24 protein-coding genes and 1 tRNA gene are annotated in these 23234 nt (G+C 59.3%); 17 read left to right on the top strand and 8 right to left on the bottom strand.

The window, feature by feature from the left end; all coding sequences use genetic code 11:
* Positions 1 to 23: 23 nt before the first annotated feature.
* Positions 24 to 1907 carry a molecular chaperone HtpG gene (gene htpG / locus V7Z56_RS05835; RefSeq protein WP_334128429.1) on the bottom strand — a complete coding sequence of 628 codons (1884 nt, stop codon included), beginning with the start codon at positions 1905 to 1907 and terminating at the stop codon, positions 24 to 26.
* Positions 1908 to 2227: 320 nt separating this feature from the next.
* Here htpG and V7Z56_RS05840 point away from each other — a divergent pair, with 320 nt between their 5' ends.
* Positions 2228 to 2956: a UTRA domain-containing protein gene (locus V7Z56_RS05840; RefSeq protein ID WP_334128430.1), complete on the top strand. Its 729-nt coding sequence runs from the start codon at positions 2228 to 2230 to the stop codon at positions 2954 to 2956.
* 12 nt (positions 2957 to 2968) lie between these two features.
* Here the strand turns inward: V7Z56_RS05840 and V7Z56_RS05845 are convergent, their stop codons facing one another.
* On the bottom strand, positions 2969 to 4477 hold the full coding sequence (locus V7Z56_RS05845) for a hypothetical protein (protein ID WP_334128431.1): 1509 nt from the start codon (positions 4475 to 4477) through the stop codon (positions 2969 to 2971).
* A 220-nt stretch (positions 4478 to 4697) separates the two neighbouring features.
* Here V7Z56_RS05845 and V7Z56_RS05850 point away from each other — a divergent pair, with 220 nt between their 5' ends.
* Positions 4698 to 5228 (top strand): glycine cleavage system protein R, encoded by a 531-nt coding sequence (locus tag V7Z56_RS05850; RefSeq protein WP_334128432.1) that lies wholly within the window; start codon positions 4698 to 4700, stop codon positions 5226 to 5228.
* 3 nt (positions 5229 to 5231) lie between these two features.
* On the opposite strand, the gene V7Z56_RS05855 is transcribed toward V7Z56_RS05850, so the two are convergent.
* From V7Z56_RS05855 to V7Z56_RS05870, 4 genes are all read right to left on the bottom strand, one after another.
* Positions 5232 to 5594: a hypothetical protein gene (locus V7Z56_RS05855; protein WP_334128433.1), complete on the bottom strand. Its 363-nt coding sequence runs from the start codon at positions 5592 to 5594 to the stop codon at positions 5232 to 5234.
* Positions 5595 to 5723: 129 nt separating this feature from the next.
* The gene (locus V7Z56_RS05860; RefSeq protein WP_334128434.1) at positions 5724 to 6851 is read right to left on the bottom strand and encodes a M14 family metallopeptidase; all 1128 of its coding nucleotides are present in this window, start codon (positions 6849 to 6851) and stop codon (positions 5724 to 5726) included.
* 16 nt (positions 6852 to 6867) lie between these two features.
* Positions 6868 to 7839, bottom strand: coding sequence for a zinc transporter ZntB (locus V7Z56_RS05865; protein ID WP_334128435.1), 972 nt, complete (start codon positions 7837 to 7839; stop codon positions 6868 to 6870).
* A gap of 187 nt (positions 7840 to 8026) precedes the next feature.
* Entirely contained in the window at positions 8027 to 8422 is a 396-nt protein-coding gene (locus V7Z56_RS05870) for a type II toxin-antitoxin system MqsA family antitoxin (protein WP_334128436.1), read from the bottom strand.
* Positions 8423 to 8652: 230 nt separating this feature from the next.
* Between V7Z56_RS05870 and V7Z56_RS05875 the strand changes: the two genes are divergently transcribed.
* The 3 genes from V7Z56_RS05875 to bdcA all read left to right on the top strand — a co-directional run bounded on the left by V7Z56_RS05875 (position 8653) and on the right by bdcA (position 10516).
* Positions 8653 to 9264 (top strand): TetR/AcrR family transcriptional regulator, encoded by a 612-nt coding sequence (locus V7Z56_RS05875; RefSeq protein ID WP_334128437.1) that lies wholly within the window; start codon positions 8653 to 8655, stop codon positions 9262 to 9264.
* On the top strand, positions 9261 to 9659 hold the full coding sequence (locus tag V7Z56_RS05880) for a RidA family protein (RefSeq protein WP_334128438.1): 399 nt from the start codon (positions 9261 to 9263) through the stop codon (positions 9657 to 9659). Before V7Z56_RS05875 ends, V7Z56_RS05880 begins: the two co-directional genes overlap by 4 nt.
* A gap of 143 nt (positions 9660 to 9802) precedes the next feature.
* Positions 9803 to 10516 (top strand): SDR family oxidoreductase, encoded by a 714-nt coding sequence (gene bdcA / locus V7Z56_RS05885; protein WP_334128439.1) that lies wholly within the window; start codon positions 9803 to 9805, stop codon positions 10514 to 10516.
* A gap of 66 nt (positions 10517 to 10582) precedes the next feature.
* Here bdcA and V7Z56_RS05890 read toward each other — a convergent pair.
* Positions 10583 to 10657, bottom strand: a tRNA-Gly gene (locus V7Z56_RS05890).
* 183 nt (positions 10658 to 10840) lie between these two features.
* On the opposite strand from V7Z56_RS05890, the gene V7Z56_RS05895 reads away from it, so the two are divergent.
* From V7Z56_RS05895 to V7Z56_RS05915, 5 genes are all read left to right on the top strand, one after another.
* Positions 10841 to 11332: a prolyl-tRNA synthetase associated domain-containing protein gene (locus V7Z56_RS05895; protein ID WP_334128440.1), complete on the top strand. Its 492-nt coding sequence runs from the start codon at positions 10841 to 10843 to the stop codon at positions 11330 to 11332.
* A 136-nt stretch (positions 11333 to 11468) separates the two neighbouring features.
* A complete protein-coding gene (trxA, locus tag V7Z56_RS05900) occupies positions 11469 to 12374 on the top strand; it encodes a thioredoxin (protein ID WP_334128441.1) in 906 nt (301 codons plus the stop codon).
* Between the two features lie 17 nt (positions 12375 to 12391).
* On the top strand, positions 12392 to 13030 hold the full coding sequence (locus V7Z56_RS05905; protein WP_334128442.1) for an LON peptidase substrate-binding domain-containing protein: 639 nt from the start codon (positions 12392 to 12394) through the stop codon (positions 13028 to 13030).
* 22 nt (positions 13031 to 13052) lie between these two features.
* Positions 13053 to 13256 (top strand): Trm112 family protein, encoded by a 204-nt coding sequence (locus V7Z56_RS05910; protein WP_334128443.1) that lies wholly within the window; start codon positions 13053 to 13055, stop codon positions 13254 to 13256.
* The gene (locus V7Z56_RS05915; RefSeq protein ID WP_334128444.1) at positions 13253 to 13636 is read left to right on the top strand and encodes a DUF971 domain-containing protein; all 384 of its coding nucleotides are present in this window, start codon (positions 13253 to 13255) and stop codon (positions 13634 to 13636) included. The genes V7Z56_RS05910 and V7Z56_RS05915 overlap by 4 nt, the downstream gene beginning before the upstream one ends.
* A gap of 16 nt (positions 13637 to 13652) precedes the next feature.
* Here V7Z56_RS05915 and V7Z56_RS05920 read toward each other — a convergent pair whose 3' ends face one another.
* Complete coding sequence (locus V7Z56_RS05920; protein WP_334128445.1) at positions 13653 to 14870, bottom strand: UbiH/UbiF/VisC/COQ6 family ubiquinone biosynthesis hydroxylase; 1218 nt, start codon at positions 14868 to 14870, stop codon at positions 13653 to 13655.
* 70 nt (positions 14871 to 14940) lie between these two features.
* Here V7Z56_RS05920 and V7Z56_RS05925 point away from each other — a divergent pair, with 70 nt between their 5' ends.
* From V7Z56_RS05925 to V7Z56_RS05955, 7 genes are all read left to right on the top strand, one after another.
* Entirely contained in the window at positions 14941 to 16308 is a 1368-nt protein-coding gene (locus V7Z56_RS05925; RefSeq protein ID WP_334128446.1) for an amidase, read from the top strand.
* Between the two features lie 200 nt (positions 16309 to 16508).
* Complete coding sequence (locus V7Z56_RS05930) at positions 16509 to 16781, top strand: hypothetical protein (RefSeq protein WP_334128447.1); 273 nt, start codon at positions 16509 to 16511, stop codon at positions 16779 to 16781.
* A 10-nt stretch (positions 16782 to 16791) separates the two neighbouring features.
* On the top strand, positions 16792 to 18099 hold the full coding sequence (locus tag V7Z56_RS05935; RefSeq protein WP_334128448.1) for a hypothetical protein: 1308 nt from the start codon (positions 16792 to 16794) through the stop codon (positions 18097 to 18099).
* A 186-nt stretch (positions 18100 to 18285) separates the two neighbouring features.
* Positions 18286 to 19479: an aminotransferase class I/II-fold pyridoxal phosphate-dependent enzyme gene (locus V7Z56_RS05940; protein WP_334128449.1), complete on the top strand. Its 1194-nt coding sequence runs from the start codon at positions 18286 to 18288 to the stop codon at positions 19477 to 19479.
* A 9-nt stretch (positions 19480 to 19488) separates the two neighbouring features.
* Positions 19489 to 21864, top strand: a complete 2376-nt coding sequence (locus V7Z56_RS05945) for a DNA translocase FtsK (protein ID WP_334128450.1) — start codon at positions 19489 to 19491, stop codon at positions 21862 to 21864.
* Between the two features lie 85 nt (positions 21865 to 21949).
* The gene (locus V7Z56_RS05950) at positions 21950 to 22558 is read left to right on the top strand and encodes a LolA family protein (protein ID WP_334128451.1); all 609 of its coding nucleotides are present in this window, start codon (positions 21950 to 21952) and stop codon (positions 22556 to 22558) included.
* 63 nt (positions 22559 to 22621) lie between these two features.
* Positions 22622 to 23215 carry a hypothetical protein gene (locus V7Z56_RS05955; RefSeq protein ID WP_334128452.1) on the top strand — a complete coding sequence of 198 codons (594 nt, stop codon included), beginning with the start codon at positions 22622 to 22624 and terminating at the stop codon, positions 23213 to 23215.
* The last annotated feature ends 19 nt before the right edge of the window (positions 23216 to 23234 follow it).

Below are 23234 nucleotides of genomic sequence, written 5' to 3' on the forward strand. Positions count from 1 at the left end.
TGGGACCCTCGCCGTCCAGCAGGTCAGGCAGAGATGCCCTCGACCATGAAGTTCGCCATGCGCCGCGAAAAGGCGGCCGGATCCGGCACCGGATCCCCTTCAATGATCCTCGCCTGATCGAGCAGCAGAAGCGCGGCGTCACTCACGGCATCGGACGCGCCATTCTGCTTCACCTTTGCGGCGAGCTTGCGGATCAGCATATGGCGCGGGTTCAATTCGAGAATGCGCAGGCTTTCCAATCCGCCGCCAAGCTGCCGGTTGGCTTTCAGGATTTTCTCCAGATGAATATCCATATCGCCGTCATCGGCCACGAGACAGACCGGGCTTCCCGTCAGCCGAGACGAGGTGCGGACATCCTTCACCTTGCCATCGAGCGCCGTTTTGAAGGCGGCGATCAGGCTGTCCATCTCGGCGTCATCCGCTTTGGGTTCAGTCTTTTCATCCGCTTCCTTCGTTGCCGCCAGCTTGTCGAGATCGGCGGCGCCGCGGGTGACGGACTTGAACGGCTTGCCGTCAAACTCGGTAATGCGGTTCAGCCAGAAGCTGTCGATGGCATCGGCGAGCAGCAACACTTCCACGCCTTTGGCCGCAAACCCTTCAAGCTGCGGGCTCGTTTTCAGCGTCTCGACATCCTCGCCGGTGATATAGTAGATCGCATCCTGCCCCTCCTTCATGCGCGAGATATAATCGGCAAGACTGGTCCGCTTCTCCGATGCGGTGCTGTTGAACAGCGCCATCTTCAGAATGCGCTCGCCGTTGACGACATCCTCATAAATGCCTTCCTTGAGAACAGCGCCGAAATTGTCCCAGAAGCTGTTGAACCCGTCGGCGTCTTTCGCGGCTTTGCGCTCCAACTCGCCCAGCACCTTCTTGATCAGGCCGCTGCGGATTTTCTGCAGGACGGGATTATGCTGCAGCATTTCCCGGCTGACGTTGAGCGGCAGGTCCTCGCTATCCACGACGCCGCGGAGAAAGCGGAGATAGGCCGGGACAAGCTCTTCGCAGTCATCGGTAATGAAGACGCGCTTGACATAGAGCTTGAGACGCGATTTCCGTTCCGGGTTGAACAAGTCAAACGGCGGATGCCCGGGCACGAACAGGAGCATTGTATATTCGATGCGACCTTCGGCGCGGCTGTGCAATGTCAGCCAGGGCGTATCGAACGCCTGTCCGACATGGCGATAGAATTCCGCATACTGCTCGTCGGTGATTTCCGATTTCGGACGGGTCCAGAGCGCGCTCGCCGAATTGAGCGTCTCCGCCTCGGCTTTCTCGCCGGTTCCCTGCAAGATCACCGGAATGGCGATATGATCGGCATAGGTCTTGACGATCTGGCGAAGCCGCACCGGCTCAAGAAATTCCTTCGCGTCCTTTCGCATGTGAAGGACGATAGTTGTCCCCCGCCCATCCCGCGTCGCGGGCTCGACCGAGAACGTGCCGCGCCCTTCCGACGTCCAGACGGTTGCCCCCTCTTCTCCCGCCCGGCGGCTGGTGACGGTGACTTTATCTGCTACCATGAAAGCGGAGTAGAAACCAACGCCGAACTGCCCGATCAGGGTCACATCCTTGGCGGCATCGCCGGTCAGCTGCTCCGAGAAGCGCGAGGTGCCCGAGCGCGCGATTGTCCCGAGATTGTCGATCATTTCCTGCTCGGTCATACCGATACCGTTATCGGCGATTGTCAGCGTGCGCGCCTTTTCATCAACAGAGATAGAGACCTTGAATTCGGGATCATCCTTGATGAGTTCCGGACGGGTCAGCGCTTCATAGCGGAGCCGGTCACAGGCATCAGACGCATTGGACACGAGCTCGCGGAGGAAGATTTCCTTCTCGCTGTAGAGGGAATGCGTCACAATATCCAGAAGCTTGGCAACTTCTGCCTGAAATTCATGTGTATGTTCTGTCATATCCATCCTGCATGTCATAAACTGCTTTGGCGTTTATATGAACAATGCAACAATATGGTTCAAGGGTAAAAGACGGACGACAGGGGGAGAGATGCGAAATCGGCCCACCCCGAGGGGCGCAATAATCGGGGCAGGCCATTCACAGATCATTATCAACTTTTCAGAGATAGAGCTGATCAGTACAGATATCATATAGGCATCTGGAACGATCGTTCAAGAATTATTTTCAAGTTTCTGCATTTTCCTGTCCGCCGCCGCGTCACATCGCGGGCGGTACCGGCGTCCTCCTGCTAAGACAAACAGCGGAGAGGGAGCTCGACATGCCTCATATCACCCTGGCGCCCGAAGAGGGCGGCTTTGCGCCGCCCAAGCCACTCTATGAACAGGTCAAATCCTACGTCCTGCAGAATATCGAAGGCGGTGGCTGGCCCGCCTATTTCCAGATACCTTCCGAGCATGCGCTGGTCCGGGAGATGGGAATTTCGCGCATGACCATTCACCGGGCATTGCGGGAGCTGACACAGGCCGGATATCTTGAGCGGATACAGGGCGTCGGCACATTCGTCGCCGCACCGAAGAAACAGCCCAAGCTCCTCGAAATCCGCGAGATCGACGATGTCATCCGCGACCGCGGCGGGCGGCATCAGTGCGATATCCATTTCCTGCAAGGGGAAGAGATCGAACCCAAGGCGGCCATCATGATGGGCATGAAGGCAGGGGAGAAGGTGTACCGCTCCTACATCGTGCATCGCGAGAACGGATTGCCGGTCATGCTGGAGGACCGCTACGTCAATCCGGCGCTGGTGCATGATTTTCTGGAAACGGATTTCCGCCAGATGACGACCGATACGTTTCTTGCCCGGAAATACGCCCAGCTCTCACATCGGCACGTGATTCAGGCCGCCGTCTCCAACGCCGAGATCAATCATTTTCTCGAACTTGACGCGACCACCGCCTGCCTCGTCATCAACCGGACGAGCTGGCTTGGCACCAGCATCATCTCTGCGGCCCGGCTTGTCCTGCCGGGCAACCGCGCGCAGCTCAGCTAGGCGACAGGCGGATCAGATCGCGGCAATCGAAGCTTTTGATGTCGCGCCCGTCTCCAACGCCTTCGCCGCCGTCTTGCCCGCCCCCTTCGCAGAGGTGGTGTAGAGATTCTTCAGAGCATCAATGACCAGCTCGCGGCTGACCGCCGGGTCCCGCCCCTGATATTTGCAGGCCGCGATGATCTGCTCGACGATAAATTTCGGCTGGTAGCAGGCAAGCTCGAAACTGTTGTTCACCTGAAGCTCTTCGATCACGATATCGAGGATATCTTCGGTAATCTCCAGCCCGCGCGATGCCCCGACCATCTTGAAGATCTCGAAATACTGCTCGCGCGTCGGCCCCACCGTCTCAAGCTTGTAGGGAATACGGCGCAGAAATGCCGGATCCATCAGATCGTCCGGCGAGAGGTTGGTTGAGAATATGACAAGCTCGTCAAACGGCAGCGAGAAGCTCTTGCCGGTGTGCAGTTTCAGATAGTCGATCCGGCTTTCAAGCGGAACGATCCAGCGATTGAGCAGGTCTTCGGGGCTGACAAGCTGGCGACCGAAGTCGTCGATGATGAAGGTGCCGTTGGACGCCTTCACATGCAGCGGTGCCTCATAATATTTGGCATGGGCGTTGAAGCTGAGATCAAGCATCTCGAGCGTCAGTTCGCCGCCCGTAATCACAACCGGTCGTTCGCACGGCACCCAGCGCCCGTCGAACTCCTCCCGGCGGAGGCCAGAACTTTTCGTCTTTTCGCTGTAGGATGCCCCGAACCGCGGCTTGTGGATGGCCGGATCGAACACCTTGATGATCTGGCCGTCGACTTCGAAACAATAGGGAATATAGATCACGTTGGCGAAGATATCCGCGACCTTTTCCGCGACTGTCGTCTTGCCGTTACCGGGCGGACCGTAGAGCAGGATACTCTTCCCCGCGTTGATGCCGGGACCCAGACGACGCACGAAATCATCAGCGATGATAAGGTTCTTGAAACTCTCCTCAATCTTCTGCTGGCTGATCCGCTCGTTGGTGATCTTCTGCTGATTGATGCGCGACTGATAGGCGGAAAGCGAGACCGGCGCCGGGCCGACATACTGGTTCTGATCCAGCGACTCGATCGCATAGCGCTTGCCCATTTCCGTCATCACATAGCGTGTTTCGGAAAAGGTCGAATTATCCACATTGCCGAGCGACTCCAGAAACTTGCGGTCGCCCGCCTCCTGAATGAGGCGATTGACGACGCCAAGCGGCAGCTTGATGGCCGCTGACATTTCCGATGCCGTCTCAAGGCTGTTCACATAGATGAGCTTGAATAGAATGCGCAGCAGGTTGGAGCTCGGGATCCCTGTGTCTTCGATGGTCTTTGGCGCGCGCGGCGCCTCGTAAACGGCACGATCAAGCTGCTCCTGGGTCAGGGCGCCAAGCGCAACGAGGTTTTCGCCAAGCCGGCCGCCATTTTCCTTCTGCCGGTGCAGGGCGATCTTTATATCCTCCGGCGTCACCAGATTCTGCGCCAACAAGATATCACCGATGAGCATTCATCTATCTCCAGTTTTCTCCCGCAATTTCCTGCCCGACGCCGGAAATGGCCGAGAATCGCAAATAGTTTCAATCCGATTGCGCCATCATAGCGTCTTTTCGTTAACGCAAGGTTATCCGCCTTTGCGAATATATGCCGTTTGCGAAGGCGCAAAAAAGCTGGTGTAATAGAGGATGATGCCGCTCCCGGTATCTGCAGCCACAGAACAGCGAGGTCCCATGTCCACCTACAAAGCGCTTCTGTCCGTCTTTTCAAAGGATCGTATCGGTCTGATTTCACTGCTGAGTGGGCATCTATTCGACAAGGGGGTCAATCTTGGCGATACCTCCTTTGCGATTCTCGGAAAGGGCTGCGCCTTTACGTCTATCATCGAAATCCCATCGGAGATTTCCGAGAGCGAACTCGCAGGCGAGCTTGCCTCGCTTGAGGGGCTGGAGCAGGCAGACGTCGATCTTCGCCGCTTCGTTCTTGACGACGTCGAAACGCCGCCAAGCCGCATCACCCATCACATCCGCTGCGAGGGGGAAGATCAGCCGGGACTGCTGGCCCGGCTGACCGAGGTCTTCATCGATTTCGAAGCAAATATCGTCCGCCTGAAATCCGACCAGGTGAAAGAGAATGACCAGACATGGTTTATCACGCTCTTCTCCGTCTATATTCCGCCCGAGCGCGCAGAGAACTGTCTCGCCGCGCTTGGCAACACGGCGGGCCTGCTCGGGCAGACGCTGACCTTCGAGGCCGAAGGCTGACGCTCAGATCTTTCGGTACAGCAGGCCGGCGAACAGAATGATATTCACGATCACCACAATCGCCGAAATGGCCGCGATGGGCTCATACTCCTCGTGCCCCGAAAAGAGCAGGAACAGCCCCACCGTCATGCCGATCACCGAGATATGCGCGAGCCAGTAGGTGACGGTGGCGAGTTTCCCCGCCGCGGCCTGCGGCCAGCTTTTGTAGACGACGCCCATCAGCGCCATCGTCACCCAGCCGAGCATATTGAGATGCGCGTGGGTCGGCATCTGGGAATGATCCGTGGATATTCCCATGTAAAGGCCAAGGCAGAGGCCGATCAGCAGATAGATAACAGATGATTTGATAAATTTTTCCGCAAGCATTTGTCTTGAACCCCCTCCAAAAAAACGACAAATGCAGAATCACGATGATTTTGCGCGAAATAGAAAGCTCCCGATCGCGAAAAAAAACAACAGAAAAATTATCTTTGTCTAATATTTTTCGGATGCCCGCTAGAGACGGTCAAACAATCTGTAGATGACATCGAGAACCGATGCGCCAAGCCGTTTCGCGCGCTCCGGGGACCAGCCGACCTCTGGAAACGGGCGGTCCGCCGTATCTTTGAACGGCATTTCGAGCGTCATCGCGAGACAGCCGAAATATTCGCTCACATGATTGACGCAGATCGACATGTTCGCCTTTCCCTTGCGCGCAATCGGATAGCCATGCTGCGTCTGGAAGTCGGGATTGACCTGCTGCCAGCTCCGCTTGAAATCGGTCAGCAGGCGGTCGCGGGTCGCATTCCAGCTCGGGATACCGTGCGCGCCGGCGATGAAATTATAGGGAAGCGCCTCATCGCCATGAACATCGAGACAGAGATTGACGCCGCTCTCGCGCATCTTCGCCCGCACATGATAGACCTCAGGGCTGCGCTCCGGGTCGGGTGCGTCCCACTCCCGGTTCAGATTGGCGCCGGCGGCATTGGTCCTGAGATGCCCGAGCCGACTGCCGTCGGGATTCATGTTGGGCACGACATAAAAGCAGGCGTTCTCCAGAAGGGCGCGGGAGACGGCATCGGCGCGATCGAGCAGGCGTTCCAGAAAACCTTCGGCCCACCATTCAGCCATGGTTTCTCCCGGATGCTGCCGGGCGATGATCCAGAAGCTTTTCTTCGCCTCGCCGGCATCGCCAATGGTGAGAAGATCAATATCCTGCCCGTGGGCGGTCAATCCGAGCGATGAATGCCGCACGAGCGGCGATTGCCCTGCGCACGCGAGCAGGTCAAGGTGCCGCTCCATCGTGTAGGGCGCGAAATAGGCATAATAGACGGTATCGCGCTCCGGCCGGTGGCGGAGGATCAACTCACCGTCCCGATAGTCCGTCGCGATCCGAAACCAGCTTTGCCGGTCATAGGAGGCGACGGCGCGATATCCGTCCCACCCTTGTGGATAGGAGGCCGCCCCCGCATTCAGGATGCGCATAACGCAATCGGTGTCTCGCGCGCCGTTCAGGCGAAAGTAGAACCACTGGAAAAAATCCGCATTCGTATCTGGCCGGATACGCAGCCGAATATCGGCGGGCGCGCGACAGTCATCGCAAATGATATTCCCGCCATCGAAGGCCGCGCTGATGCGTATCATGCGATTGCTTCCCTGATCAGAACCATTTCAGCTTCTTGAAGATAAAAATCTGCACGGCGACGAGGATCACCAGAACCCCGCAAAATATCGCGAATGCATAAGGGGACTGATCGCCCGGAATTCCGCCTACATTGATCCCGAACAGCCCCGTCAGAAACGCGAGCGGCAGGAATATCGCGGCGATAACCGACAGGATATAGAGATGACGGTTCAGCTTGTCGGCAATGATATTGGCGAGTTCGTCCTTCATAATCTGCGAGCGTTCGCGAATGGCGTCGAGATCTTCGATGTAGCGCAGGAGATGGTCGAAATTCTCCTGTAGAAGGCGGCGATGCTGCCCGTCCAGCCAGGAAAACTCGGCAAGCAGCAGCTGGCCGATGGCATCTCGCTGCGGCGCTATATAGCGGCGAAGCTTGATCGCGGTCTTGCGGATGCTGATGATCCGCTCCCGCAAGGAACTGTCAGGATCTTCAAGGATCCTCTCCTCGACATCGTCGGTTTCGTCATCGAGATCGGCGATCAGGGACGTCATGCCATCGGAGAGCCGTGCGAGCAGCAAATTGACGAACTCGCCCGGGTTGCGCGGCCCCTTGTTTGCGCTGATCCGCTCTTCGACGTCAAAGATCGCCATCGAATTCCGCAGCTGCACGCTGATAATCCGCGTCTTGTCGATCCACAGGCGGATGGACACCATATCTTCGGGATCGGCATTTTCATCATGGTTGATGCCGCGAAGGATCAGAAGCGCGCCATCATTAATCTCCGCCATACGCGGCCGGGTTTCCTCGGCGAGCAGGGCATCAACGACAAAGGGATCGAGTGACGAAATTTCCCTGTCCAGCCACAACCGCGCATCGGGGTGCTTTCCGTCAAGGTGAACCCATGCGAGCACATCGCGCCGGAGCTCCCTCCCGATGACCCGGTCGCTGACGGGCTTCCCCCCGCCCTCACCGTCGAGATCATAGGCAAGCAGGATAGGACCGCTCATTTCCGCGCTTCCCGACAACCGATGGATGCAACATCGGCACCGCCGCCGTCAAGGCGCGGCGGGATCAGAGAAATGTTGTAGTCAGGCGCAGCCACTCGATTATCCCCCCCGGTTCACAGGAGGATAATACTTCGAACCGGCTGCTTGGCTATCATTTTTCTGACGCACGCCGCTGCAGGGCGTCCTGTCAGCGCTGCAGCTCCACCATCAGTTCCGGATATTTCGAGACGAGACGCAGCAGGTTATTCATCGACTGCGAGATGGTGACTTTACCCGTCTCATATTTCTGAAAGGCATTTGGTCCGCCGCCAAAAATCTGGCCGGCGCGACGCTGCGACAGATTGAGCCTGGTTCTGAGATCGCGGATTTTGTCGGGCGTCATCACACCGAGATATTCCGCCTTCAGTTCCGCCTTGACGCGTTCCACCTCTTCCCAGGCGCTCTCTTCAACCATCCCCTCGCCGCAATCGGCGTTGGTGCAATATAATCCGGGGAGATCGACGTAACTTTGTAAATGTTTATAATCAATTGCATAAGTGCGGATTTGACGTTCGACGTCTCCGCCGCATAATGGACAGGCCATACTCTTCCTCAACCAGAAAAATTAACGATTATTAATGACGCGGGTTGGTATCAACAGACTATGGCACCATTATGGCGTCGAAATGTTAATTTTCCCTATCGCCCACAGGCGCCCCGACGACTGGCCTACCGCCCGGCGCAGCCTAAGCCGCCGGATTTAATCGACGCCTTGCATCTATATGTAATATACGCTACATAAATAGAACGAGCAAAATCAATAGAGGCAAGGCCATGGATCAACCCGCAATCCCGCGGCCCCGCGGCAGGCCGCGCCGCTTTAATCCCGAGGCGGCGGTCGCGACCGCGCAGCGGCTCTTTCATGCGCGCGGTTATGACGCTGTGAGCGTCGCCGACATTACCGCCGCGCTTGGCATCAATCCGCCGAGCTTTTACGCGGCATTCGGAAGCAAGGCCGGCCTCTACAAGCAGGTGCTTGAACGCTACGCACATACCGGCGTGGTTCCATTCCGCGAATTGCTGCGCAGCGACCGCCCGGTCGCCGACGCGCTCGCAGAGCTGCTTGAACAGGCGGCCCGCCTTTATGCCGCCGACCCGGAGACGACCGGCTGCCTCGTCCTTGAAGGAACGCGGTGTATCGATGCGGAGGCCCGCGAAGCCGCGCGAAACTTTCACCTTGCGAAAGAAGAAGCACTTCGCGGCTTTATCGCGGCGCGGCACCCGGAAGCGGCGGGCCGGCTCACATCCTTCGTCAGCACAACGATGGCCGGTCTCTCCGCCATGGCGCGGAACGGCTATGGGCTCGAGCGCCTTCTCGCCTCTGCCGAGGTTGCGAGCTGCGCAATCAGAGAAGTCCTTTCCACCAGCGAGGAGCACCCCTCATGATGCAAAAAGAAGCAATCTTCCCGAGCGGGCGGCACGCCCTTTATGAAAAGCATCGATATTCGGCGGCGCTACGTTCGGGCGACCTTCTGTTCGTCTCCGGCCAGGTCGGGAGCCGGAACGATGGAAGTCCCGAGCCGGACCTCACCCGCCAGATCAGCCTCGCCTTCGAAAATCTGAAAGCCGTGCTGGCGGCCGCCGGCTGCACCTTCGATGACATCATCGATCTCACCACCTTCCACACCGATCCCGAGACACAGATCGGCGCGGTTATGGACGTGAAGAATGACATCTTCAAGGCCGCCCCCTATCCCAACTGGACTGCCGTCGGGGTTAACTGGCTCGCGGGGTTCGATTTCGAGATCAAGGTGATTGCACGCATCCCCGCTTCCCAATGAGGAGCCCCCGTTCTGATCCCCCGAATGATACCGCCGTCACACAAAAGACTATTATTGTATTGGTAACTACATAATGCATTGACCAGAAGACCTCCAGCCATATTAATGTAGCGCTCGCTATATAAATATGATTGGAGAATCTCATGACCAGCTTTCAAGGAAAATCGGCACTCGTCCTCGGCGGCAGCCGCGGGATCGGGGCGGCAATCGTCCGGCGGCTTGCCGCCGATGGTGCAGAGGTGACCTTCACCTATTTCGGCGCGCGGCAGGCGGCGGAGCAACTCGCAAATGAGACCGGCAGCACGGCCGTGCTCACCGACAGCGCCGATCGCGATGCGGTCATTCGGCGGGTGCGCGAGAGCGGCCCGCTCGACGTGCTCATCGTGAATGCCGGAGTCGCCGTTTTCGGCAATGCGCTTGACCTCGATCCCGACGCGATCGACGAGATGCTGAAGATCAATGTGCATGCCCCCTATCACGCCGCGGTCGAAGCTGCGCGCCTGATGCCGGAAGGCGGACGGATTATCGTCATTGGCTCGGTCAACGGCGACCGCGTGCCGTTCGCCGGCATTGCCGCCTACGCGCTCAGCAAGTCGGCACTACAGGGAATGGCCCGCGGCCTCGCCCGCGATTTAGGGCCGCGCGGGATCACGGTCAACGTCGTTCAGCCGGGCCCCATCGACACTGACGCCAATCCCGCCGACGGGCCAATCCGCGACCTGCTGCACAGCTTCATGGCCATCAAGCGCCATGGCCGGGCCGAAGAGGTCGCTGGGATGGTCGCCTGGCTCGCGGGACCGGAAACGGATTTCGTGACTGGCGCAATGCACACGATCGATGGCGCCTTCGGCGCGTGAGGAGGGGAAATCGGGGACACTCCCAGCGCTTAGAAAATTGATTTTATGTATGAAATTTTTGAAATATGGAGCGGGCGATGAGATTCGAACTCACGACCCTAACCTTGGCAAGGTTATGCTCTACCCCTGAGCTACGCCCGCTCGAGCGGCAACATCGGTTGCGAGGCGGGATAATACGTAAATACCCTTCGATTGCAAGCGCGATTTTCGAAATTTTCCGCTTTTGGCATTTCTTTATTTTAACCCGGGCCGAGAGCGGCTACTTTCCTCGCAGTAGGAAAGCAAAGGGAGAAGAGAAAATTGCCTGCAACACCTGAAGATTTGTTGGCGAGACTGGATGAACTCGGAATCAGTCATGAAACCCATCATCACGTCGCGGTTTTCACCGTCGAGGAAGCGCAGGAGCATACCGGCCATCTGCCGGGCGGGCATTGCAAGAATCTGTTCCTGAAGGACAAAAGCGGTGACCTCTACCTGGTCGTCTGCCTGCAGGAAACTGCCGTTGATCTGAAAGCCTTTCGCCCGCTGGTCGGGGCAAAGAACCTGAGCTTTGGCAAGCCGGACCTGCTTTATGAGACGCTCGGCGTCGAACCGGGCTCGGTTACGCCATTTGCGCTGATCAACGACAGGGAGCGGGTCGTTGAGGTCATTCTCGAGAAACGGATGATGGATCATGAGTATCTCAACTATCATCCGCTTATCAACACCATGACCACGCGCATCACCCCGGCCGGCCTTCAGACCTTCATCGACGCCTGCGGCCACCGGACGCGGGTCCTTGAACTGCCGGAGAGACAGATTGCCGACGCGTCTTGATTGTTAGTGCAACCGGCCTACATCATCGAGAGGACCACTTAACAAAAGTGCCGGATGGTGTTATCCCATGGAGAACGCATCGGCTAGTCCGCAAATGCACTCCTTCTGAAAATAAACGGATTTGGTAACAGCACTGATGGAAACCCTGATTAACAAGAGCGCCGAGGCGGGCGATGATCTGATTCTGGACGGCTCGACGCAGACCTTCATGGAAGATGTCGTGGAGGAGAGCAAGCAGCGGCTTGTTCTTGTCGACCTCTGGGCGCCGTGGTGCGGTCCCTGCCGCCAGCTCGGCCCGATTATTGAAAAAGTGGTCAAGGACGCAAAAGGGGCTGTCCGCCTCGTCAAGGTTGATATCGATCAGCATCCCCAGATCGCGCAGAGTTTGCAGGTGCAGTCTATTCCTGCGGTCTTCGCCTTCAAGGACGGCCGTCCTGTCGATGGCTTCATGGGCGCGCTGCCGGAAAGCAAGGTGAAGGAATTCGTCGAGCACCACGCAGGCCCGATCGGCCCCTCCCCCATCGAGCAGGCCTACGAAGCTGGAACCAGTGCGCTTGAGGCCGGCGAAACCGACGTTGCGCTGACAGCCTTTGCTAAAATCCTTGAAGCGGACCCCGAGCATGTCGGCGCCAAGGCGCAGCTTGCCAAAGTTTATGTCAAGCTTGGCGAGATCGACGCCGCGAAAAGTCTGATCGACACGATCGACGAAAGCAAGAAATCAGCGCCCGAAGTCAGTGCCGCGATGGCGGCCATCTCGATTGCCGAGAATGCAGTGAACGCCGGCGAGCTCGAGCCGCTGCGCCAGAAGGTCGAGGCGCAGCCGGATGATCTTGAGGCGCGCCTTCAATATGGTCGCGCCCTCGTCGGTGGCGGCAACTATGAGGCGGGCGGCGAAGAATTTCTCGAGATCATCCGCCGCGACCGCGAGTGGAACGAAGCCGCCGGCCGGCAGGAGCTGCTCAAGCTGCTCGACCTTCTTGGCGCCACCAACCCATTGACAAAGAGCCTGCGACGCCGGCTCTCATCTCTGCTCTTCTCATGACTGACACGGGCGCGACTATGGGACTTGACGAATTCCCACCGGTACTGCCGATTTTCCCGCTGTCCGGCGCGCTCCTTCTCAGCAACGCTCATCTGCCGCTCAATATTTTCGAGCCCCGCTATCTCGCCATGGTGCAGGACGCCATGGCGACCAATCGCCTGATCGGCATGGTGCAGCCGCGCGATCCGAACTCGCGGCTGATGACGCCCGAGATCTTCCATATCGGCTGCGCCGGCAAGATTTGCGAATATGGCGCACTGCCGAACGGCATGCTGCGCATCACCTTGGAAGGGCTCTGCCGTTTCGAGGTGATTGAGGAACTAGACGTCACGACGCCCTATCGCCAGATCAAGGCGGCATACGGGAAGTTCCGCCATGACCTTGAACCTTTGCGGCGCAACAGCGTTGACCGTCAGGCGCTGCATGAGACGCTTCGGCATTTCCTTGAATTCGAGGACGGCGGCGACGACTGGCAGACCCTCGACAATCTCGAAGATGACAGCCTGATCAACTCGCTTGCCATGATCTGCCCGTTCTCGCCCGTGGAAAAGCAGGCGCTTCTGGAGGCTGAAGACGTCTGCAGCCGGGCAGAACTTCTGATCAGCCTGCTGCAAATGATGATCCAGCAGGTGGAAACGCACCGTACCTTGCAATAATCCCTGCGTGAAAGAGCCTTTGATGACCGACAACAAGACACTCGCTGTTGATCCGAAACTTCTTGAGATCCTTGTCTGCCCGCTGACCAAGGGGCCGCTTATTTTTGATCGTGAGAAGAGCGAACTCGTCAGCAAGTCGGCGGGGATCGCCTATCCGATCCGCAACGGCATTCCGATCATGCTGGTCGAAGAGGCGCGCGAACTGGATATCGCGGAAGGGGCATGACGGGCGAGATTTACGATCAGGCGGGTCGGCCCAAAGTCACCGAGGTGCGCCTGAAAAGCCAGGAAAAAATTCTCTCCATCGCCTTCGCGGACGGCCAGACTTTTCAGTTTCCGGCGGAATTCCTGCGCGTTGAAAGCCCCTCCGCCGAAGTGCAGGGCCATGGTGCAAGCCAGAAGCAGATCGTTGCGGGGCGCCGCCATGTCGGCATCATGGGGCTGGAGCCGGTCGGGAACTACGCCATCCGGATAAAATTCGACGATCTGCACGACACAGGGCTGTTCTCGTGGAGTTATCTTTATGAACTCGGCCTGAAGCAGGAGACGCTCTGGGCGACCTATCTCGACAATCTCGCGAAGGCGGGCCTCAGCCGCGACCCGTAAGGCAGCGAAGGCGGCGCTATAAAGTCTCCCCGCGAAGAAGCCGCGGCAGCTCCCCGACCGTGCCGCGGGCATGTTCCATGAAAAATCCTTTGAGGCGCGGCATGCGGTTCACGGCGGCAAGTCCGAGCCGGCGCGCCGCGCGAACCGGTGCAAGCTGATTGACGAACAGCCGGTTCAGCCCGTCGGTAATCGCAAGGAGGGTAATGCTGTCGAACCGGCGCCAGCGCTGATAGTCCTCCAGCACCATCGCCCCGCCAATGTCCTGACCGAGCCGCGCGGCATTAATGACAACCTCGGCAAGGGCCGCGACATCGCGAAGGCCGAGGTTCAGCCCCTGCCCCGCAATCGGATGCATGCCATGCGCCGCATCCCCGATCAGGGCGAGCCGCTCCGCGACGTAGCTTTCCGACTGATGCAGGGAAAGCGGATAGCTCCAGCGTGGACCGACGACTTTGAGCGCGCCGAGATAGTCGCCGAAGCGCTTGCTCATCTCGCGCTGAAACGCCGCATCGGAAAGCCCCATGATGATCTTTGCCCGATCGGTTTGTTCCGTCCAGACGAGGGAGGAACGATTTCCCGTCATCGGCAGAATGGCGAAGGGACCGGGGCGCAGGAATCTCTCCTGCGCGACGCCGTAATGCGGGATTTCATGGGCGACCGTGCAGACGATCCCCGTTTGATCATAGGACCAGCCGACCGTTTTGATGCCAGCGGCGCGCCGCACCGGCGAGCCGCGCCCATCGGCCGCGACGAGCAGCCGCGCCTGAATGGTTTCACCGCTCGCGAGCGTTGCGGTAACGCCCGAGGCGTCCCGCGAGATCGCGCGATAGCTCGCAGGCGCCATGATCGAGAGCGTCGGCACTTCACCTGCACGCCGGTAAAGCGCCTCGCGCATATGCCGGTTCTCAACGATATCGCCAAAGGGTTCATCGCCGAGCTGGCGGTGATCGTAATGGAGGAAGAGTTTTGACGGGCCATCGGTGATGCGGATATCCAGCATCGGCTGGTTTTCCCGCACATATTGCCAGATACCCAAGGCAATAAGCAGGTTGCGCGACGCATGGGCAATCGCCGAGACGCGCCCGTCAAACGTCGCGTCAAGGAGATCCGCCGGCTTTTCCCGCTCAAGCACCACGACGCGGAGGCCCGCCGAGGCCGCGGCAATGGCGAATGGCAGACCGTTCAGCCCGCCGCCAATCACGAGTATATCTGTTTTGATCGTCTGTTCCGTCATAAATCCGCCGCCCGATGATTAGTTTGTCGGCCGTCTTGCCACGACATGGATATAGTCCTAAGCTTCGCGCATGGCAAAACCCTGGCACGACATGACGGCCCTCGAACTTGGGCATCTTATAGAGAAAGGATCGATTGATCCAATTGATCTTGCGCAATATTTTCTCGGGCGGATCAAAACGGCGGACCCGCAGTCGAAAATATATGTCCGCCTGACGGAAGAGCGGGCGCTCGGTGAAGCAAGGGCTGCGGCACGTCGCGCAAAACAGGGCGTCAGGCTGAGCCCGCTCGATGGCGTGCCGATTTCCTGGAAGGATCTGTTCGATACCGCCGGGGTCGCGACGGAAGCCGGCACGAAGCTGCTGGAGGGACGCACCCCTGAGACCGATGCGGCCTGTCTCGCGCGGGCGACGCGCGCCGGCCTTGTCTGCCTTGGCAAGACCAGCATGCCGGATGTCGCCTTTTCCGGGCTTGGCATCAATCCCTGGACCGGCATCACGCCTAATCCCTATGACACGGAAACGGAGCGGGTCGCGGGCGGCTCCTCAACCGGCGCGGCGCTCTCGGTGGCAGAGGGGCTTGCCCCCGCCGCTATCGGATCGGATACCGCAGGCTCGGTGCGCATTCCGTCCGCCTGGTGCAATCTCACGGGGTTCAAGCCGACATTTGGGCGCATTTCACTGCAAGGCGCCGTGCCGCTTTCCTACACGCAGGACAGTGTCGGCCCGCTTACGCGCGATGTCGCCGATGCAGCTATCCTTTACAGCATTCTCTCCGGTACGCCTGCTGTTGACCTCAAAGGCGTATCGCTGAAGGGGGTGCGTATTTTACGCGCGACCAGCCAGTTCGACGAGGTAAGCGATCCCGCGATTACCGCGCAAATTCGCAAGGGGCTTGCCCTGCTTAAAGCCGCCGGTGCGGAGGTCATCGACGGCCCTGCTCCTGCGCTCGATGAAATGGCGGCGCTTTCCGCAAAGTTCGGCACGCCCGCCTCTATCGAAGCCTGTATGATGTATCGTGACCTGATCCGGGAAAAGCCGGGCGATATGTACGGCCCCATCGCCGAGCGCATTCTCGCTGCCGAGAAATTTTCCGGAACCGATATCGCCGCACTCTACCGCGGTATGGAAAAACTCACGCGCGCGTATCTCGAACAAACCGCCGGCTTCGACCTTGTCGCCGGCCCGACAGAGCCGCAGCATCCCCCCGCCATCGCGCCGCTCCTCAACGATCCCGCCCATATCGGCCGCACGATGGTAATGCCCATTCTGCTGACGCGCTTCGCCAATTTGCTGCGCCTTTGCGCAATCAGCCTTCCTTGCGGCAGGGATCAGGGGCTGCCCGTTGGCCTTATGCTGATGGCGCCAGCCCATTCGGAAGGCAAACTCCTCCGTCTCGCCGCCGCTGCCGAGCAGGCGCTCGCGCCGTTAAATGTCTAATAATTATGCAAAGTCTCGGACTTGATTAAAATTTAGGCAGATTGCCGCGACTTATCGCTCCCCTCGTTCGCCTGCAAATTTTCAACATTCTGATTCTAAAAGGGAATTCATTTCCGCCCTAATTTGGCACGGGTCTTGAAAAACAAGGCCTGAAGCCGGGCATATCGCCCCGGCCAGTAAGAGCCAAAGAGGGAAGCATCATGAAGCTGGTTATGGCTGCCAAAAAGTCTTGCAGACCGGACGCCGGGCGCGACGCCTGGACGCCTTCCGGTCCGGGCGGGCTCGCGGCATTTGAAGGTACGGGCACGCGTCATTGGAAAGGCCATACGGAGACCCACCGCAGCGCGGACCACGCCTTTACCTTTTCCTCCGAGTTTAAAACCGAAATTTTTGTTCCAGACATGCAAATAAAGGCCCGTATCCGTGCGGCCGAAATAAACGCAGATGCGCTCCAGGAGAATATTGATGCGTAGATCAACATTAATGAAAACAGCCGCAACAACCGCCGCCGCCTTTGCCCTGATCGGCGCCGCGCCGGCCGCAGCGGAGGTCGACGTCGAGACGGCCTATATCCTCAACACCTTCTCGTTCCTGATCAATGGCGCACTCGTCATGTGGATGGCAGCAGGGTTCGCGATGCTGGAAAGCGGCCTCGTCCGCTCCAAGAACACGGCGACGATCTGCCTCAAGAACATCGCCCTCTACTCTGTCGCCGGCCTGACCTTCTACGTCATCGGCTACAATCTGATGTATATGGATGTGAGCGGCTATATCGGCACCTTCAGCCCGTTCTGGGGACCTGATGACAGCGAAGCGCTCGCTGGCACCTTTACGGCCGATGGCTATTCCTCCTCGTCCGACTGGTTCTTCCAGATGGTATTCGTCGGCACGGCGGCATCCATCGTTTCAGGAACGCTCGCCGAGCGGACGAAGCTTTGGGGGTTCCTTGCCTTCGTGGTTCTGCTTACGGTTATTATCTATCCGATCCAGGGTTCCTGGACGTGGGGCGGCGGCTGGCTGTCGGAGCTCGGCTTTTCCGATTATGCCGGCTCGACCATCGTGCACTCCGTTGGCGGCTGGGCGGCTCTGACCGGCGCAATCATTGTCGGCGCGCGCAAGGGGAAATATGGTGCGGACGGCCGGATCAACCCGATCCCGGGCGCAAATCTGCCGCTCGCAACGCTTGGCACCTTCGTTCTCTGGCTCGGCTGGTTCGGTTTCAACGGGGGCTCCGTGCTCGCGCTTGGGAGTGCCGCCGCTGTTATTGAAATGGCCAATGTGTTCGCGAACACCAACATGGCCGCCGCGGGCGGTGTCGTTGCCGCAATGATCGTGACGCAGCTTCTCTATAAGAAGGTTGACCTCACCCTTGCCCTCAACGGCGCCATCGGCGGCCTCGTCTCCATCACGGCGGAGCCGGCTGATCCCACCATCGGCATGGCAATCCTGATCGGCGCCGTCGGCGGTGTGATCATCGTGCTCGCCGTCCCGCTGCTCGACAAGCTGAAGATCGACGACGTTGTTGGCGCCATTCCGGCTCACCTTTTCTGCGGTATCTGGGGGACGATCGCGGTCACCTTCTCGGATGCGGACGCAACCCTCTACGCGCAGCTCGTTGGTATCGTGAGCGTCGGGGCGTTCGTCATCGTCGTCAGCTCGGCCTGCTGGCTCCTGCTCAAATATACAATCGGGATCCGCGCGCATGAAGAGGACGAACTTCTCGGCCTCGACAAGGCGGAACTCGGGCTCGAAGCCTACCCCGAGTTCGGTCAGGGAACCCAGGCGCTCTGAGCGCGTCCCAATCAGACCTCGCGCCAGGCAACTTGCGCGGGGTCTCTCCACCAAGCCCGGATTTCTGACCTTCCAAGCGTCGAAATTCGGGCTTTTCATTGTCCCCCTCCCAAGCCGCTTGTGTCGCCCCCGCGATTCCCTTAAGTTTCGGGATCAAATAACCCCTCAGAGCGGTATTCAGGGTAAATGATCAATTCGGACCTCACATATTTGCGCGACTCGCCCTTCGGCGCGCTGCGCACTCTGCTCGACCCGCTCGCGCCGGCGCCGGGGCTCACACCGGCGCTGCTGACCATCGGCGAGCCGCAGCATACGCCGCCGCAGCTTATGATCGATGCGTTGCGGGCAAATGAGCATCTATACGGCAAATATCCGCCGATCGACGGCACGCCCGAGCTTCGCCGCGCCATCACGGGCTGGCTTGCGCGGCGCTTTGCGCTGCCGGAAACGATGCTGGATGCGGACCGCAATATCGCCCCGGTGAACGGCACGAAGGAAGCGCTCTATATGATCGCCTCCATTATCACCGACCGCGCGCCAAGCGGATCGCCAAAGCCCGCAATTCTGATGCCGACGCCCTACTACCACGTCTATCACGCCGCGGCGATCATGGCCGGCGCCGAACCCGTTTTCCTTCCCGCAGGACGCGAGAGCAATTTCTTTCCCGATCTGGAAGCGCTGGATCCCGCGCTGCTGGACCGCACCGCTGCCTTTTATTTGTGCACCCCGTCAAACCCGCAAGGGACGGTCGCCGGCGCGGCGTATCTTGGAAAAGCCCTCGATCTTGCCAGGAAGCACGGCTTTTATCTGATCGTCGATGAGTGCTATTCGGAAATCTATGACGCGACGCCGCCCGTCGGCATCCTCGAAATCTGCCGCGACAGGGGCGGCGCGCTTGATCATGTGATCGCCTTCCACTCGCTCTCAAAGCGATCGAGCGCGGCGGGGCTGCGCTCGGGCTTTTGCGTCGGGGAAGCCTCCCTCATCAAGACGTTTTTGCATCTTCGCAGCTTTTCGGGCGCAACGTCCCCGCTTCCGGTCTGCGCCGCCGCCACCGCGCTCTGGAATGACGATGCGCACGTCGAGGAAAACCGTGCCCTTTACCGGCGGAAATTTGATATCGCGGAAGAAATTTTCGGATCGCGCTTCGGCTTTTACCGCCCTGAAGGCGGCTTCTTCCTCTGGCTCGATGTCGGCGACGGGGTGGAGGCGGCAAAACGTCTCTGGACGAAGGGCGCGGTGCGCGTGCTTCCCGGGCGGTATCTGAGCGTCGCCGGGCCGGACGGGATCAATCCGGGCGATCCCTATATCCGCGTCGCGCTGGTCGCACCGCCCGACGAGAGCAAAGAGGCTTTAACTAGACTGGCCAATAGCCTATAGAATATCCGTATGATGTTAAAATCTAAAAGCTCGAAATCAGTTTCCATATTACCCAGCGGTAGCGTTGATTTTCTACAAAGACGGGCGGTTGAGCTCGGCGGATTTGCCCTGCTGGTCCTCGCCCTTATCTGCACCCTCGCGCTGATCACCTATTCATCGGCCGATCCCAATTTCAATCACGCGACCTCGAACCCGCCGAGCAATCTGCTCGGCAGCGGCGGGGCGCATCTCGCCGACCTGTTGCTGCAAACGCTCGGGCTTGGGTCAATCGCACTCATTCTCGGCCTGCTTGCCTGGTCGTGGCGCGTGATGTCGCATCGCGGCCTGCGCTGGGGATGGATGCATCTCGCCGCCCTTCCCTTCGGCGTTTCCCTAACGTCCGCGACGCTCGCCGCCCTTCCCGTTGCCGCGGGCTGGCCGCTCAATTCCGGTTATGGCGGAATAGTCGGAGAGGTGATTTTCAACACCCTCACCCTTATGGGGTTGAAGGTGGGCGTTCATATCCATCCGGCCATACTGGGGCCGCTTCTGCTGCTCTTCACGCTGGTCGTGCTGCTCTTTTCCTTTGGCGTCTCCTTCCGGGAATGGCGCGCTGTCGGCCGGGCGATCGGCGCTGTATTCCGGACAATCGTGACGACGCCGGCGATGGTCCGGAAATTCAGCTTCCGGTCCGTCCTTGCCGATGACGACACGGCGGAGCCGGCCGTGCAGGAGGCTGCGCCGCGCAAGAAGCGGTCACTTCTCAAGAAAGAAAAGCCGCAGCCGCCTGTCCGCAAGGCGGCCGAGCCGCAGATCGAGCCGCGCAAGGCGACGGCCGCCGTCGGCAAGCGCGTGGATGCCGAGCGCCAGCCCGTGCTTGATCTTGGACCTGCCGGTGAATATCAGCTTCCGCCGCTCGATCTTCTCGCTCTCCCCGATGCCAAGCTGGTCTCAAAGCCGGTCAGCGAGGAAGCTCTCTCCAAGAACGCGCGGCTGCTGGAATCCGTGCTTGATGATTACGGCATCAAGGGCGAAATCAGCCGTGTCCGTCCGGGTCCGGTCGTGACGCTCTATGAACTGGAACCCGCGCCGGGCCTGAAAAGCTCCCGCGTCATCGGCCTTGCCGACGACATTGCCCGCTCGATGAGCGCGATCTCGACCCGTATCGCCGTTATACCGGGGCGCAATGCCATCGGGATCGAGCTTCCGAACCAGCGGCGCGAGACCGTTTATTTGCGCGAACTGCTCTCGGCGGCCGCCTATGAGAGCACCAATTCGAAACTCACGCTCGCGCTCGGCAAGGATATCGGCGGTGATCTCGTCGTTGCCGATCTCGCCCGCATGCCGCATCTTCTGATTGCGGGGACGACCGGCTCGGGTAAGTCGGTCGCCGTCAATACGATGATCCTGTCGCTGCTCTACCGCCTCTCGCCGGAGGAGTGCCGTTTCATCATGATCGATCCGAAGATGCTGGAGCTTTCCGTCTATGACGGCATTCCGCATCTGCTGGCGCCAGTCGTCACCGAGCCCGGCAAGGCCGTTGTGGCGCTGAAATGGGCGGTCAAGGAAATGGAAAGCCGCTACAGCAAGATGGCCGAGCTTGGCGTTCGCAACATCGACGGCTACAACCAGCGCATCCGCGAGGCGCAGAAGAAGGGCGAGGTACTGAAACGCACCGTGCAGACCGGCTTTGATTCCGCAACCGGCGAGCCCGTCTTTGAAGAGCGCGCACTCGATACCGATCCGCTGCCGATGATCGTGATTATTGTCGATGAGATGGCCGATCTCATGATGGTCGCGGGCAAGGATATCGAGGTCGCGATCCAGCGTCTCGCGCAGATGGCCCGCGCCGCCGGGCTGCATGTCATCATGGCAACGCAGCGCCCGTCCGTCGACGTCATCACAGGCACGATCAAGGCGAACTTCCCGACCCGCATCAGCTTCCAGGTGACTTCAAAAATCGACAGCCGCACCGTCCTTGGCGAGCAGGGCGCGGAGCAGCTTCTCGGGCAGGGCGACATGCTCTACATGCCGGGCGCGGGGCGCGTGCAGCGCGTGCATGGCCCGTTCGTCTCGGACGAGGAGGTCGAACAGGTTGTCAGCTTCCTGAAATCGCAGGGCGAGCCGGACTATAAGCAGGAAGTCACCGAGGAGGATCAGGGCGATTTCGACGGCATGATGGGCGATGGCGGCGGGTCGGGCGATGAGCTTTACGACCGCGCCGTTGAACTGGTGTGCCGGGAGAGAAAGGCCTCCACCAGCTTCGTCCAGCGGCATCTGCAGATCGGCTATAACCGCGCCGCACGGATCATCGACCAGATGGAGAAGGAGGGTGTCATCAGCGCCGCCAACCATGTCGGGAAACGCGAAGTGCTGGCGCGCGATATCGACAGCCGCGAATATTGACCCCCGTTAAAGACTGGCAATTTCCGGCGGCCTTTCCCATATCAGGGGAAATGGACATTTAACCAAAGCAAGAGACATGCGTTCTATGCCAAAACCGCTCTATTTCCTGTTCGCGCTCGTGATGATGGCGATCAGCGCAGCCCCGTCCCATGCGGCGCTTACCGAGGCCGACAAGGCGCAAATCGCGCGGGTGGAGGCGTATCTTGACACCCTCAAGACCTTCAAGGCGGATTTCCTTCAGATCGATTCTGCGGGCGGTATTGCGCAAGGTGATGTCTACATGCGCAAACCCGGCCGCATGCGCTTCGAATATAAGCCGCCCGCCCAGATACTCGTGGTGGCGGACGGGCTCTGGCTGGTCTTTCACGACAAGGAGCTGAAAGAGACAACCCGCCTGCCGCTAATGGCAACGCCGGTCAGCATTCTGCTGAAGGAAAATGTCTCCCTCAGCGGCGACGTCACCGTGACGGATGTGCAGCATGCAGGGGAAACGCTGCGGCTCACCATCATCGATACCGACAATCGCGATGAAGGCAGCATCACGCTCATCTTCACGGACAAGCCGTTCGAACTTCGTCAGTGGCTCGTCACCGATGCGCAAGGTCAGGTCACCAGCGTCAGCCTCGGCAAGATCGAGAAGAACATCAAGCTGAAGGCCGAACTCTTCACCTTTTTCGACAGCGACTATGAATAGACATGAAGTGATCATCCGATCCATGTTAAACCGTCGATGATGATCAGGGGGCAGTGAACGACCATGGATTTCGAGACCGATGAGGACGAGGATTTTCCGGATATCGAGGACTATCCCACATTACGATCGGTTATCCGCTTCAACAAACTGATCCCGAGCGTCGCCTGGTTCGCCGCGGCGGGAGAGCCGCTCGGCCGCTCCGCGCTGCAGACGGCGCGTGAGTATATGAACAATCTCGGCTTTCCGGACGCATTTGTGGCGGAAGTTGAAAGCTGGGAGGATGCCGCCTATGCCGCCGGCAATCCCGAGTTCAACAGCGACTGGTGGGAGGCGGAGGAGCAGCTTCGCATGACGCTGACCGACGCCGCGCTCGAACTGATGAGCGAGGAGGACCTCTCGCTCGCCCTCACCCATGTCTCCGCGACGGCCTCCAAGGTCATCACGCGCGCCATCGACGGCCTCGCCGAGGAGGCAGAGCTCGAGGATGACGAACTTATCCGCGCCGTCATCGGCTCGGCGGTGCAGGCCTGCCATCAGGCCGCGCTTGTCCTTGCCGCCGGCGAAGAGGCGGATCATCCTTTCGCGCTCAAATACCGTCTGTTTGAACAGGGCCACTGGCCGATTGCCATCACCGGCAGCAGTTTTCACATCCTATAGGATCCACATGGGACAGCGT

The sequence above is a fragment of the Sneathiella sp. genome, assembly GCF_036844445.1.
GTDB lineage: Bacteria > Pseudomonadota > Alphaproteobacteria > Sneathiellales > Sneathiellaceae > Sneathiella.